Annotated in this window: 12 protein-coding genes and 1 pseudogene; 2 read left to right on the forward strand and 11 right to left on the reverse strand. The window is 69.5% G+C overall.

Features of this window, described 5'->3' with window-relative positions:
- Positions 1–18 precede the first annotated feature (18 nt).
- From GSQ87_RS01745 to GSQ87_RS01785, 9 genes and pseudogenes are all read right to left on the reverse strand, one after another.
- Positions 19–2019: an OPT family oligopeptide transporter gene (locus GSQ87_RS01745; protein WP_158912848.1), complete on the reverse strand. Its 2001-nt coding sequence runs from the start codon at positions 2017–2019 to the stop codon at positions 19–21.
- A 170-nt stretch (positions 2020–2189) separates the two neighbouring features.
- Complete coding sequence (locus tag GSQ87_RS01750; RefSeq protein WP_158912849.1) at positions 2190–2939, reverse strand: glucose 1-dehydrogenase; 750 nt, start codon at positions 2937–2939, stop codon at positions 2190–2192.
- A gap of 117 nt (positions 2940–3056) precedes the next feature.
- Positions 3057–4454 (reverse strand): annotated as a pseudogene (der, locus tag GSQ87_RS01755) (ribosome biogenesis GTPase Der); the annotation flags it as partial.
- Positions 4455–4478: 24 nt separating this feature from the next.
- Entirely contained in the window at positions 4479–5840 is a 1362-nt protein-coding gene (locus GSQ87_RS01760) for a PQQ-like beta-propeller repeat protein (protein ID WP_158912851.1), read from the reverse strand.
- On the reverse strand, positions 5837–6622 hold the full coding sequence (locus GSQ87_RS01765; RefSeq protein WP_158912852.1) for a tetratricopeptide repeat protein: 786 nt from the start codon (positions 6620–6622) through the stop codon (positions 5837–5839). The genes GSQ87_RS01760 and GSQ87_RS01765 overlap by 4 nt, the downstream gene beginning before the upstream one ends.
- 169 nt (positions 6623–6791) lie before the next feature.
- Positions 6792–7184 (reverse strand): hypothetical protein, encoded by a 393-nt coding sequence (locus tag GSQ87_RS01770; RefSeq protein ID WP_158912853.1) that lies wholly within the window; start codon positions 7182–7184, stop codon positions 6792–6794.
- Positions 7177–7791 carry an RNA polymerase sigma factor gene (locus GSQ87_RS01775; RefSeq protein WP_158912854.1) on the reverse strand — a complete coding sequence of 205 codons (615 nt, stop codon included), beginning with the start codon at positions 7789–7791 and terminating at the stop codon, positions 7177–7179. The genes GSQ87_RS01770 and GSQ87_RS01775 overlap by 8 nt, the downstream gene beginning before the upstream one ends.
- 25 nt (positions 7792–7816) lie before the next feature.
- The gene (locus tag GSQ87_RS01780; protein WP_158912855.1) at positions 7817–8242 is read right to left on the reverse strand and encodes a DUF6249 domain-containing protein; all 426 of its coding nucleotides are present in this window, start codon (positions 8240–8242) and stop codon (positions 7817–7819) included.
- Positions 8243–8354: 112 nt separating this feature from the next.
- Entirely contained in the window at positions 8355–8897 is a 543-nt protein-coding gene (locus GSQ87_RS01785; protein WP_158912856.1) for a GNAT family N-acetyltransferase, read from the reverse strand.
- A 99-nt stretch (positions 8898–8996) separates the two neighbouring features.
- On the opposite strand from GSQ87_RS01785, the gene GSQ87_RS01790 reads away from it, so the two are divergent.
- Together GSQ87_RS01790 and GSQ87_RS01795 are read left to right on the forward strand one after the other, a co-directional pair.
- Complete coding sequence (locus GSQ87_RS01790; RefSeq protein ID WP_158912996.1) at positions 8997–10265, forward strand: MFS transporter; 1269 nt, start codon at positions 8997–8999, stop codon at positions 10263–10265.
- 28 nt (positions 10266–10293) lie between these two features.
- On the forward strand, positions 10294–11304 hold the full coding sequence (locus GSQ87_RS01795) for a beta-eliminating lyase-related protein (protein ID WP_158912857.1): 1011 nt from the start codon (positions 10294–10296) through the stop codon (positions 11302–11304).
- 170 nt (positions 11305–11474) lie between these two features.
- On the opposite strand, the gene GSQ87_RS01800 is transcribed toward GSQ87_RS01795, so the two are convergent.
- Together GSQ87_RS01800 and GSQ87_RS01805 are read right to left on the reverse strand one after the other, a co-directional pair.
- A complete protein-coding gene (locus tag GSQ87_RS01800; protein ID WP_158912858.1) occupies positions 11475–12443 on the reverse strand; it encodes an acetyl-CoA carboxylase carboxyltransferase subunit alpha in 969 nt (322 codons plus the stop codon).
- An 86-nt stretch (positions 12444–12529) separates the two neighbouring features.
- The gene (locus GSQ87_RS01805; RefSeq protein ID WP_158912859.1) at positions 12530–13582 is read right to left on the reverse strand and encodes a lysylphosphatidylglycerol synthase domain-containing protein; all 1053 of its coding nucleotides are present in this window, start codon (positions 13580–13582) and stop codon (positions 12530–12532) included.
- Positions 13583–13586: the final 4 nt, after the last annotated feature.

Genomic DNA, 13586 nt, shown 5'->3' on the forward strand with positions numbered 1-13586 from the left:
GAAGTCGATTGGCTCGGCTTAAGAGGCGGTTCGGCGGCCCAGGGCGGCGATCCAGCGGTAGAGCCCGATCGTGACCACCCCGAACGCCACCAACCCCAATGGCGCCGCCACCGCCTGGAAGGCCCCACCCACCAGGGCCAGGGGCTCGCTCTTACCGGTCGCCACGATCAGGCCGGCCAGGGCCACGCCCCACAGGCTTTCGCCCACGATCAGGCCGGAGGCCAGCAGCACGCCCATGCGCTTGACGCCCTCCCCATTGGGCAGCTTGTCGGCCCAGCGGTCGTAAGCCCAGCCGATCACCGCGCCCACCACCACGAAGGCGGTGGTGGAGGACGGCAGGTAGATGCCCAGCCCCACGGCGAGCGGGGGAACCGAGCCCTTCTTCGAGGCGCGCAGCAGTTCGTCCACCACGATCAGCCCGATCCCGACCACGACCCCTATGCCGATCAGGCTCCAGTCGAGTTGGCCGGTGATGACCCCCTTGGCCAGGGCCGAGATCAGGGTGGCCTGGGGCGCGGGCAGCGGGTTGGAGGTCGCCGACAGGCCGGGCGAGCCGGCGAAGCCGTAGGCGCGGTTCAGCAGGTCGATCACCGGCGGGATCACCAGCGAGCCCATGATCACCCCCACCAGCAGCGCCACCTGCTGGCGCCACGGGGTGGCGTCGACCAGTTGGCCGGTCTTCAGGTCCTGTAGGTTATCGTTGGCGATGGTGGCCACGCTCAGCAGCACGGCGGTGACGAACAGGGCGAAGGCGACCAGGGCCTGGCGCGCCGCCGGATCGATATGCGGCCCCGCCACCATCAGCAGCATCAGCCCCGCGCCCAGCACCGCCAGGATCGCCAGCCCCGACACCGGGCTGTTGGACGAGCCGATCAACCCGGCCATGTATCCGCATACCGCCGCGACCAGAAAGCCGGCGACCACGATGTAGAGCACCGCGCTCGCCACCAGCGGAACGATGATCCCGCCTAGGGGACCGCCATGGAGAAACACCGCCAGCAGCACGGCCAGGGGAACCAGGCAGGCCAGGCAGATCAGCCCGACCACCACGATGGGAATGTCCTGCTCGGTGCGCGGCAGGTCCGCGCCCTGGCCGGACATGTGCTTGCGCGAGGCCGCCATGGAGGACTTCAGTCCGTTCAGCACCGGCATAGCCAGCTTGCCCAGGGTCCAGATCGACGAGGCGCCGATGGCTCCCGCCCCGATGAAACGCACCTGATGCGACCAGACCGAAGTGGCGACGGCGGCCGCAGCGCCCGCCGCCGGATGCAGATTGGTCAGCAGCGGAACCGCCACGGCCCAGGACAGCACCAGCCCGACCAACATGGCCAGCCCGACCTGTAGGCCCACGAGGTGCCCGGCGCCCAATAGGGCGAACGACAGCGAGACGTTGAAGCCGGTCGCGCCCCGCCCGATGCGGAAATAGGTCCCGGCCTCGCTGGCGAACAACTTGGCGGCGCTGACGATGGCGAACCCGGCCGAGGCGACGGCGCCCCAGATCACCGCGGCCAGCCCGGCCTTGCCCTCGGCGGCGGCCTCGGCCTCGTGGGCGCGCGAGCCCACGCCGACCTTGAGCACCTCGGCGGCGGCGACGCCCTCTGGATAGGGCAGGTCGCTTTCGGTGACGAGCGCCCGGCGCAGGGGAATGGAGTACATCACCCCCAGCACCCCGCCGATGGCGCAGATGCCGAAGGTCGGCAGAAAGGGGATGTGGCCGGTCCACCAGCCGATCATCACCAAGCCCGGCAATACGAAGATGATCGAGGACAGGGTGCCCGCTGCCGAGGCGACGGTTTGGACGATGTTGTTCTCGTAGATGCTGGTCGAGCGCAGCATCCGCAGCACCGCCATCGAGATCACCGCGGCGGGGATCGAGGAGGCGAAGGTCAAACCCACCTTCAGCCCCAGATAGACGTTGGCGGCGGTGAACAGCAGGGTGATCAACCCGCCCAACACCAGCCCCCGGAATGTCAGCTCCAAACGATCGGGCTCACGCCGAACGGCGGGGCTTGCGGTCATGCGAATCTCCGGCGGCCGAACGGCCAGACCTAAGCTGTAGCGCCAGACGCGTCCGAGCGGAAATCGCGAGTTTTGGAGCAGGCTTTTGCGGACCCGGATGATCCGCCGACATTGCTTCGCGGGACGTCAGGCGGAGGCGGTGAAATCCACCGCCTCCGCAGATCAGAGCGCTAGCGCAGGCCGCCCGCCGTCTGGATCAGCTCGCCCGTCACCCAACCGGCGTCGGCCGAGGCGAGGAAGACCGCGACCCGCGCGATATCCTCGGGCTGGCCGATGCGGCCCAGCGGGGTCTGGGCGACCATCTGGGCCTCCATCTCGCCGCCGATGATGCCGGCGGTATGGGTGCCCTCGGTCTCGACCCCGCCCGGATTGATCGAATTGACCCGAATCTTGCGCGGGCCGAGTTCCTTGGCGAAGGTGCGCGTGATCGTGTCCACCGCGCCCTTGGTGGCCGTGTAGACCGCCGCCGCCGGGGGCGTGAGCGACGTAACGACCGAGCCGATGTTGATCACCGCGCCGCCACGCTCGCCGAACTGCCTCGCCGCCGCCTGGGTCGCCAGCAGCAGGCCAAGCACGTTGGTGTCGAAGTGGCGGTGGAAGTGCTCCTCGGTGATGTCGTCGAGCGGGGCGAACTGGTAGAGCCCAGCGTTGTTGACCAGGATGTCGGCCGGCCCAAAGGCCTTTTCGCTCTCGGCGAACAGCCGGGTGACATCGGCGATCTTGGCCACGTCGGCCTGCACCGCGATCGCCTTGCCGCCCGCTCCGGTGATCGCCGCGACCACCTTGTCGGCGCCTTCGCGGCTGGTGGCGTAGTTGACCACGACGGCGGCGCCCTCGGCCGCGAAGGCCTTGGCGATCGCCGCGCCGATGCCCTTGGAAGCGCCCGTCACCACCGCGACCTTGCCTGCCAGCTTACTCATGATTGTTCTCCGATCCTCGTTCGAGGCTCGTCATTTAGACGCTCGTCGAACTGAAACAAGAACGGTGGCAGTTATTGAAGGCGGAGAATTTCTATCAAGGGCGGGTAGGCTCGCCTACCGCCGCTTGAACTGCTTTTTGGGCGTGCCTTTGGGATCGGCCTTGTCGCCGCCGGGAGCGAACGGGTTGTTGCCGGCATTGCTCTTGATGGTGATGCGGATCGGCACGCCGGGCAGGTCGAAGCTCTCGCGCAGGCTGTTGACCAGGTAGCGCCGGTACTGCTCGGGCAGTTGGTCGGCGCGGCTGGCGAACAGCACGAAGGTCGGCGGCCGGGCCTTGGTCTGGGCCATGTACTTGGGCTTGATCCGCTTTCCGCTCACCGCAGGCGGCGGGTGGCGCTGGACGGCCATGGCCAGCCAGTCGTTCAGGTCGCGGGTCTTGACCTTGACCGACCAGTTGGCGTGGGTGGCGAACACCGCCGGCATCAGCTTGTCGACATTGCGGCCGGTCTCGGCCGACAGGGCCACCAGGGGCGTGCCGCGCAACTGGGGCAGGTAGCGCTCGGCGGTCTCCTTCAGCTCGGCCAGGCGCTCCTGGGGGTTCTCGACCAGGTCCCACTTGGCGATACAGAAGATCAGGGCGCGGCCCTCGCGCTCGACTAGGTCGGCGATCTGCAGGTCCTGGGTCTCGAACGCGTTGGCGGCGTCCATGACCAGGATAACCACCTCGGCGAAGGTGATGGCGCGGATAGTGTCGCTGGTGGAGAGCTTCTCGAGCGTCTCCTGCACCTTGGCCTTGCGCCTGAGACCTGCGGTGTCGACCAGGCGCACGGAGCGGCCGTCGAAGGTCCAATCGACCGGAATGGCGTCGCGGGTGATGCCGGCCTCGGGACCGACCAACAGCCGATCCTCGCCGATCAGCCGGTTGACCAGGGTGGACTTGCCGGCGTTGGGGCGGCCGACGATGGCGATGCGGACCGGCTTCTCGGCCCCGTCCTCCTCCTCGTCCTCGCCCTCAACCAGGTGCTCGGTATAGGGCAGCAGCGCCTCGTAGAGGTCGCTCATGCCTTCGCCGTGCTCGCCGGAGATGGGGATGGGCTCGCCGAGGCCGAGCGAGAAGCCCTCGCCGATGCCGGACGCCGAGGCGCGGCCCTCGGACTTGTTGGCGCCCAGGATCACCGGCTTGTCGCGGCGGCGCAGCAGGTCGGCGAAGATGCCGTCGAGCGCCGTCACCCCTTCGCGGGCGTCGTAGATGAACAGACATACGTCCGCATCGTCCACCGCACGCTCGGTCTGGGTGCGCATGCGCGATTGCAAGCTCTCGTCGTCGACGTCCTCGAAGCCGGCGGTGTCGATCAGCTCCAGGTCGAGGTCGCCCAGCCGGCCTTCCGCCTCGCGACGGTCGCGGGTGACGCCGGGCCGGTCGTCGACGATGGCGAGCTTCTTGCCCGCCAGCCGGTTGAACAGGGTGGACTTGCCGACGTTGGGACGTCCGACGATCGCGATTTTCAGTGCCATGAACGGCTCATGCCTGCGCCCGCCTCAGCGGATCGCCACCACTTCACCGTTCAGGGTCAGAACGTACAAGGTCCCGTTCACGCCGATCGGATTGAGGAAGGCGGGGGCGCCGAGCTTGAGGGTGGTGGTGGTGGCGCCGGTCTTCGGGTTGAGCGCCACGGCAAGACCCTTGTCGTTGACGACGATCAGCCGGCCAGCGGCGAGCACCGGGCCGGAATAGATGGCGCGCTGCTTCTTCTTCACGTTCCGATTCAGGTCGCGAATCCAATACACCTGCCCGGAATCGCGCGCGATGCAGATCACGCGGCCCGAGGTGTCGGTGACATAGATCACGTCCCCGGCGGGCCAGGGCGAGGTGACGGTGGTGATCGGAACGGCCCAGCGGCGGTTGCCGGTGTGCAGGTCGATGGCCGCCACGATGCCCGCATGGCTGCCGGCGATCACGTCGCCGCGATAGACGATCGGACGGCCGGCGATGTCGCGGATTTCCGACAGTGCGTTGTTGCGGTTGGTCAGTGACAGCTCGTCTTCCCAGAGCTGGGTGCCGTTGATGGTGCTGAGCGCCACCACCTCGCCCGAGGCGAAGGGGGCCACGACCACGCCGCTGGAGACCGCGGCGCTGGAGGCTTCGAGCATCCGCGCCGGCTCTTCGAGCGCCTGGAACTCCCACAGCGACTTGCCGGTGGCGGCGTCGAGCGCGAACAGCTGGTCGTCCACGTCGGACACGAACAGCTTCCCGTCGACCACGGTCGGCGCGCCGTGGATCGGGGCGGCGGTGTCGACCCGCCACTTGACCTTGCCATCGGCGGCGTTGACGGCGGCGATGAAGCGGAAGCCGGAGGAGACGAACAAGGTGCCGTCGGCATAGGCGACGCCGCCGCCGAACGCTTCGGTGTCGCGGCCACGACGAGGCGCGAACTGATCGCGCCAGATCTCGCGGCCGGTCTCGTCAAGGGAGGTGACGCCGCCCTCGCCGTCCAGAGTGAAGATGTGGTGGTCGCCCACCACCGGCGCGCCGGTGATGTGGCCGCGGCGGCTGGTGCCGGTCCCGATCCGGCGACGCCAGGCCACGCGGAACTGCGCGCCGGCTGCCATGTGGTCGACCGCCTGCTCGGCGTTGCCGCCCGGCAGCGGCCAGTCGGCCTGGGCCTGGGGCTCGGGGATCGAGAAGTCCACGCCCTTGAGCGCCGGGGCGACCTCGACGGAATCCGACGCGCCCAGCACGGAGATACGCTGGCCGACGGCGGCGTGTTCCTTGCTCTTCCCGCCCTTGTTCAGGCCGAAGAAGCTGGGCGTGCGGATGCCCGAGCACGCGTAGAGGCCCGAGCTCAGGGCCAGGCCGACGAAGCCCAGGGCCGCGGTGCGCGCCAGATTGCGGCGGATCATTGGTCGGCTCCGGTCTGGGGCGCGGGTTGAGCGTCGGGAGCCTGCATGGGGGCTTGCCCAGGTGCGGCGGCGGTCGGCGGGGGCGTGACCGGGGTCAGGCCGATAGCCCCCTTGGCGATGGCGGCGATATTGGCGGTGGTCCCCGCCTGCAGCATGGCCAAGGCCGCGTTGGCGCGGGTGCGGGTGACTTCTGAGCTGTCCGAAGACAGCGACAGCACCTGGAAGTCGCCGCGCGCCTCCACATTGTGACCGGCCGCCAGACGCTCCATCGCCAGGGCCTCGCGCGCCAGGTTGCGATAGGGGCGGTCCTTGCCCGTCAGCGGGCTCAGGCGAGCGTAGATGTCGCCGTAAGCGGCGGTGTCCATGAGTAGGTAGGCGGCCTGGAGCCGGGCGGCGTCGCCCATCACCTGGTTCGGCGCGGCGGCGGCGGCCTGGTCGAGCAGACGCGCGGCGCCCGGTGCGTCGTTCGCCTTCAGCCGCAGCCCGGCCTCCTGCATCAGCGACAGGGCGCGGAAGGCCGGCGTGCCCGACTTGGCGAGCGCGGCGAACCGTTGCTCGGCCAGCTTGGCGTCGCCGGAGGCCAGGGCCTGGGCGGCGTCGGAATAGCCCGCGGACGCCTTGGACGCGGCGCTGATCTGATACTGGCGATAGCCCCACACGCCGAGCGCGATCACCGCGACGACGGCGGCGACGACAAGGGCGTAAGGCCAGCTCTTACGAAACAGCGCCTGGAGACGGGCCGAGCGAACCTGCCCGTCGACCTCGAGAAAGACATCGGCCACTTTTTACGAGGCTCCGCACCTACAAACGAACGGCCGCGAACTTATCGGCCCGGCCTCGGCGCGGCAACGCGACGCCTCCGCCCAGGTTAAACCCGCAAAGCCTGGGGTTCATGACTTTATTTTGACCGGCGCGCTAGTCCGGAAGCGTCCAAGGCCGCGGCGTGCGACCTCAGAACGTCTCGAACACCCGCGCCGCCAGCAGCGCCAGCCCCAGGGCGGCCAGACCCGCCACCAGCCAGATCGCCTCCCCGCCCATCGGCAGGATGTGCGAAACGTCGACCTGCAAGCCCGTCTGACGGGCCACGCTCGCGGCCATGTCATGCAGCTTGAGCGAGGCGCCTTCCGACGCCAGGTTCGCCCGCTCCGCCAGGTTGGAGTCGACGAACTGGGCCGCCGCGATCAGGCCGCCGGTGACGCCGGCGACGCCGATCAGCCCGCGACGCAGCGCCCAATTGCGGTTCAGCCGTTGCTGGACCCCGGTGGCGAAGCTCGCCCCATCCGCGAAGGGCGGCGGCTCGGCATAGAGCCGTTGCAGATGTCGTTCGAAAGAGGGTTCAGCCATGCTCGCCTCTCGCCGTCATGCTTTCAGCGCCGCCCCCGGTCGCCCCGTTATCTTGTGGCGACAATCGCGCCTTGAGTTTGTCCAAGCCCCGCCTCACGTGCGATTTCACCGTGCCCAACGGCGTCTTCAAGGCGTCCGCCGCTTCCGCGTGGGTCAACCCCGCCCCGCAGCACAGCGAGACGCACAACCGTTCCGCCTCGCTCAGCGCCTGCAGCGCATCGTCCAGGTCGAGACGGAAAGCCGCGCTCCCCTCGCCGCCCACGCCCAGGTCGGGCGCCTCGGCGTCGTCCAGCGCCTCCAGCCGGCCACGCCTCCGCCAACGCTTGATGTAGAGCCGCGCCGCGATCCGCTTGATCCAGCCGGCGAAGGCCCCGTGGCCCCGAAGCTCCCCGATCCGCTCGTAGGCGGCGAGGAAGGCGTCCTGGGCCACGTCGTCGGCGGTGGCGGGGTCCGCGCCCATACGCCGCAGAAGCGCGCGCACCGCCGAACCATGGCGCCTCACCAACTCGCCGAACGCCTGCCGCCCTCCGGCGGAAGCGAGGGCCGCCAGCTCCACGTCGGGCAGAGCCGACAGCGGCGGTCCTCGGGTCTCGTTTCCTCTGGCCATGACGGCTCGCCCTCAGGCCGCGGGATCAGACCTTGGTCCTACCGCGCCCAAAGAACCAGAGACCGAGATAGGCGACGCCGATGAAGGCCGGGATCGCCCCGATCGCCGCGAAGGAGCCGAACGTCTCCTCCGAACCGCCGACATTGTAGAGCCCGGCGTAGAAGGCGCCGCCCACCGCGACCAGACCCAGCCCCACCGCCAGCCAGAGCACGCCGCGACGCAGATCGCGCTGGGGCCGGTCAGGGACGGTGTAGACCGGCTCGTCGTAGGCGCGCGGCCGACGACCAACCTGCAGGGCTTCGACCAGTTCGGGCGGAACCGGCTGGCCCCGCTCGAACGCCAGCCGCAGGGTTTCGTGCAGACGCCCACGTTCCTGGTGCCGCAGATACTTGGGCACGAGGATGATCGCCGCCAGAAAGGCGAAGAAGAAGAAAGGGGCCAGGTCCACCATATGCGCCTCCAGCGCGAACGTGAGGGCCGGTCGAAGCCGGCTTCACATACAAGAGGCTCCCACGGACCCGTTCGGATGCGAAGGGCGGGATGAAATATTGTTAAGCTAAGGCTTAGGCCGCCTTCAGCCCCGCGACCCGGCCCTGGACCTGGTCCAGCACGCCAGGGACCAGACCCCGCCAGAGCACCCGGCGCGGATCGACCGGCCCGGGCAGGGCGACGCGTCCCGGCGGGGTCGGCTCGAACCCCTGGGAGGCGAAGATCGGCAGGCCGCCGACCAGCAGCACGATCCGATCGCCCTCGCGCAATCCGGCCTCGCAGGCCCGCTCGGTGAGGGCCGCGGCCAGGCCCTGGCGGCGATGGTCGGGACGCACCTCGATAGGCCCGAGGAACAAGGCCGGCGTCTCGCCGATACGGATCGACCACAGCCGCACCGCGCCCACCAGCGTCTCGCCCGACCAGGCGCAGATCGACAGGTCCATCCGCTGGTCGGACGCCTCGCGCAGACGCTCGGCGGTCTTGGCGAACCGGCCCGGCCCGAACGCCTGGTCGATCAGGGCGTCCACGCGCGCCGCGTCCTGCGCCTGTTCCGTCTGGAAACGCACGGCGAGGTCGGAGGATGGCGGGACCCGGGAGGGATTGGAGATGGCGTTCATTTCAGCGCAACGGCCGCCGACGGCGGCGCGGCGCGCAAGCGCTTAAGATCTACGGCCGCCCTAGGTCAACAATGATTGCGCGAAGCTTTGCAGCTCGCCATGGTGCGCCGCCACATGGACTCATCCCCGACACCCTCCTTATCGGTGTTCAGACACCGCGCCTTCGCGCTGTTCTGGTGGGCGCGTGTGCTCTCCACCCTGGCGGTCCAGGCCGAGAGCGTCACCCTCGGCTGGCAGGTCTATATCATCGCCCGCCACGCCAACGGCGTGGCCCAGAGCGCCTTCCTGGTCGGTATGGTGGGCCTGGCCCAGTTCGTGCCGTTGTTCATCCTCACCTTCATCGCCGGGGCGACCGCCGATCGGCGCGACCGGCGGACCATCATGCTGGTCTGCACGGGGATCGAGATCGCCTGCGTGCTGGCCCTGGTCGCGCTGTCCCTGCACCCGAGCCCGAGCCTGATCCCGATCTTCGCCATCGCCGTGCTGTTCGGGGCCTCGCGCGCCTTCCTGTCGCCCGCCAGCGGCGCGATGGGGCCGATGCTGGTCCCGCGCGACATCTTGCCCCGCGCCATCGCCTGGAACTCGCTGGGCTTCCAGGCCGGGTCGATCATCGGGCCCTGGATCGGCGGCGCGCTCTGCGCGGTGTCGCCGGCGGCGGCCTATGGCGGATCGGCCGTGCTCTACGCGGCGGCGGCGGTGGCGCTGCTGGCCATGCGCGCCAAGACCCGCCCCGACCACCAGCCCGGCTCGCAGCTGGAACTGATCCGCGAGGGGCTGGTCTATGTCTGGACCAACAAGATCGTGCTGGGCGCGATCTCGCTGGACCTGGTCGCGGTCCTGCTCGGAGGCGCCACCGCCCTGCTGCCGGTGTTCGCGCGCGACGTGCTCAAGATCGGGGCCCATGGCTTCGGCGTGCTGCGCTCCGGCCCGGCGATCGGAGCGGCGGTGATGGCCTTCTCGCTCAGCCGCTGGCCGCTGCATCGCCATGCCGGGCGCTGGATGTTCGCGGGCGTGGCCACGTTCGGCGTCTCGACCCTGGTGTTCGCCGTCTCCAAGTCGGTGGTGGTCTCGGTGATCGCCCTGGCGGCGCTGGGGGCGGCCGACATGATCTCGGTCTATGTCCGCCAGTCGCTGGTCCAGATCGTCACCCCCGACCCCATGCGCGGGCGGGTGTCGGCGGTGGCCAACCTGTTCGTCGGTGCCTCCAACGAGCTCGGCGAGTTCGAGACCGGGGTGGTGGCGCGCCTGATCGGCCCCATCGGCGCCGCCATCTTCGGCGGCGTCGGGTCGCTGGTGGTCACCGGGGCCTGGGCTGGGCTATTCCCCGCCCTGCGCAAGGCCGACCGGCTGGACGAATCCCAGGCCTGAGCCCCACCTAAGTCCACAGGAGTTGAGCTTGACCCCCCGCTTCGATTTCGCCTCCGACAACACCGCCGGCGCGGCGCCCGAGGCGCTGCAGGCCCTGATCGAGGCCAACAGCGGCTTCACCTCCGGTTATGGGACCGATGCGGTGACCGCCAGGGCCGCCGACGCCGTGCGCGCCCTGCTCGACGCCGACGCCGACGTGCGGTTCGTGGCCTCGGGCACCGCCGCCAATGCGGTGGCCTGCGCCGCCCTGTGCCGCCCGTTCGAATCGATGCTCGCCCACACCCACGCCCACGTCATCACCGACGAGACCGGCGCGCCGGGCTTCTTCGGCCACGGCCTGGGTCTGACCCCGCTGGCCGGCGCGTCCGGAAAGATCGACCCGGCCGCGCTGAAAGCGGCGCTGGGGGTTCCCGAAGCGTCCTACCGCCAGTCGCCGGCGGCCCTGACCGTGACCAACGCCACCGAATACGGCACCGTCTACACCACCGAGGCGGTCGCCGAGCTGACCGGGATCGCCAAGGCGGCCGGGCTGCCGGTGCATCTGGACGGCGCGCGGCTGGCCAATGCGGTAGCGTCCGGCTTCGACCTCAAGGCGCTCAAGACCCTGGATATCGACATCCTGGTGATGGGCGGGACCAAGGCCGGCATGCCGCTGTCGGAAGCCGTGGTGTTGTTCGACAAGGGCCTGTCGCGCCGTTTCGACGCCCGGCTGAAGCAGGCGGGTCAGCTTCCGTCCAAGGGACGGTTCATCTCGGCGCCCTGGATCGGCATGCTGGCCGACAACGCCTGGGCCCGCTACGGCGCCCACGCCAACGCCATGGCCAGGAAGCTGGCGGCGCTCATGCCCTTCCCGGTCACCCACCCGGTGGAGGCGAACGGCGTGTTCGTCGCAATGGACGAGCCGACCCTGCTGCGCCTGCGGGCGATGGGCTGGAACGTCTACCGCTTCACCGACGGCTCGGTGCGCTTCATGTGCTCGTGGGCGACGACAGAGGCCTCGGTCGAGGAGCTGGGCGAGGCGCTGAAAGGGTTGGCGTAGACCCTTTCACGACTCCCTCATTGTCATCCCGGAAAGCGCGGCAGCGCTTATCCGGGACCCAGAGGTGGCGATCACCGGCTCCTGGGTCCCGGCTCTCCGCTTCGCTACAGCCGGGATGACACGGGGGGGTAGGCAGGGAGGCCCCTCAAGGGCGCCGTGGGACGACGACCCTACCCGAATGAGCGGCCGATGGCGTAGAAGCGTTCGGCGCGCTGCTTGCGTAGCTGGTCGGGCGTCAGGCTGGACAGCGCCTTCAGCTCTTCCTCCACCACATCGCCCACCGCCTTGATCGCGGCCTCGGCGTCGGCGTGCGCGCCGCCGGTGGGTTCGGTGATGATGCGGTCGATGATCTTCAGGCCAATCAGCTCCTGGGCGGTGATGCGCATGGCGCGCGCCATATGCGCCGCCTGGCCACGGTCGCGGAACAGGATCGAGCTGCCGGCCTCGGGCGAGATCACCGAATAGATCGAGTGCTCGAGGATCAGCACCTTGTTGGCCCCCGCCAGCGCCAGCGCCCCGCCGGAACCGCCCTCCCCGGTGATGGTGGCGATCATCGGCGTGCCCAGCACCAGGCCGCGCTCGGTCGAGCGGGCGATGGCCTCGCCCTGCCCGCGCTCCTCGGCGCCCACGCCCGGATAGGCGCCGGCGGTGTCGACGAAGGTCAGGACCGGCAGGTTGAACTGCTCGGCCATGTCCATCAGGCGCACCGCCTTGCGGTAGCCCTCGGGCCGGGCCATGCCGAAATTGTGCTTCAGCCGGGTCTCGGTGTCGCGGCCCTTCTCGTGGCCCATGACCATGACCGGTACGCCCCGGAAACGCCCCAGACCCGCAACGATGGCCTGGTCGTCGCCGAACACGCGGTCGCCACGCAGCTCGACGAAGTCCTCGATCAGCCCGGCCAGGAAGTCGGTGAAGTGCGGACGGTCGGGATGACGGGCGACCTGGGTCTTCTGCCAGGGATCGAGCCGCGCATAGACGTCGCGGCGAAACCGGTCCGCGCGACTGCGCAGAGCGTCGATCTCGGCCTCGAACGCGCCGGGTTCGGCGGTTTCGGACAGCTTGGAGAGTTCATCAAGCTTGGTTTCGATCTCGGCGATGGGCCGTTCGAAATCCAGGTAATGACGCGGGGGCGTCGACATGCGCGATCGGTATCCAAGGTCTAGAAAAGCGGGCCGGACCTTAGGCGCAAACCTGGCGCGGGACCAGAGCGTGCGCCGTCATGCATCTACGCGCCGGCGGGGCGAAGGATGCGTTTGCCCTCCAGGGCCTGCCAGGCGAGCAGCGGCGGCACGCCGAGCACGACGTCGCGGGCGCGCTTGAGCAGGCTGAGGGCGATGGAAATCTCGGGCGTCAGGCCGAACACCTGGCCGAGCAGGGCGTAGGCCGCCTCCTGCACGCCCAGCCCGCTCGGGGCCATGAAGGCGGCGCTCTTGACCGCCGACAGCAGGCTCTCGATGGCGATCATCGCGGCGAAGGACAGCTTCACGCCCATGAAATTCAGCGCCATCCAGCTCAGCGCCGCCGACCCGACCCAGCCGCCCAGGTGCAGGAGCACGCTCCAGGCCAGCCGGTCGGGCTTGCGGTTCAGCTCGGCGATCCAGTCCTTCACGCCCTGCATGTGCTGCACGGCGTCGGGCGCGATCCGCTCCAGCACCTTGCCGAACAGGTCCAGCCCACGCATCTGGGCGAACACCAGCCCGCCGATCATGCCCAGCGCCAGCACGATGGCCCCGCCGAAACAGGCCAGGAACACACCGCCCAGGTTGGTGTGCGACAGATGCGCCGACAGCAGGACGAGGCCCAGGATCATGTAGATGATCTGGGCCACGATCTCGGTCATCAGGTCCACCGCCAGCGAGCCGTAGGCTGAGGCGTTGCTGACGCCCAGCAGGGTCACGCCTCGCGCGCCGATCAGCACTCCGCCCAGGCTGGAGAAGGGCAACAGGTCCCCCGCGCCCTCGCGCAGGAACCGGCCCCAGATAAAGATCGCCAGGGTGCGCGGGTTCACCTCCCTGGCCAGCACGCCCCAGGCGCCGCCGGTGAAGGGGAAGACCAGCAGGCTGGCCGTTATAAACACGGCGAAACCGCCCCAGCCGATCCGCGCCAGGGCCGAGAGCACCGCGCCGAAGCCGAACCAGCCGATCAGCCCGACCGCCAGCATCGCACCCAGGGCGCCGGCTATGAGCACGCCGACCCGGACCTTGCCGCCGCCGGGCTTGGGCGACGCGGGGTCGATAGCGGCCGCAGGGCCGTCTTGAGGGGTAGAGCGTAAGTCCATTGAT

The organism is Caulobacter sp. S45 (assembly GCF_009765965.1).
GTDB lineage: Bacteria > Pseudomonadota > Alphaproteobacteria > Caulobacterales > Caulobacteraceae > CAHJWH01.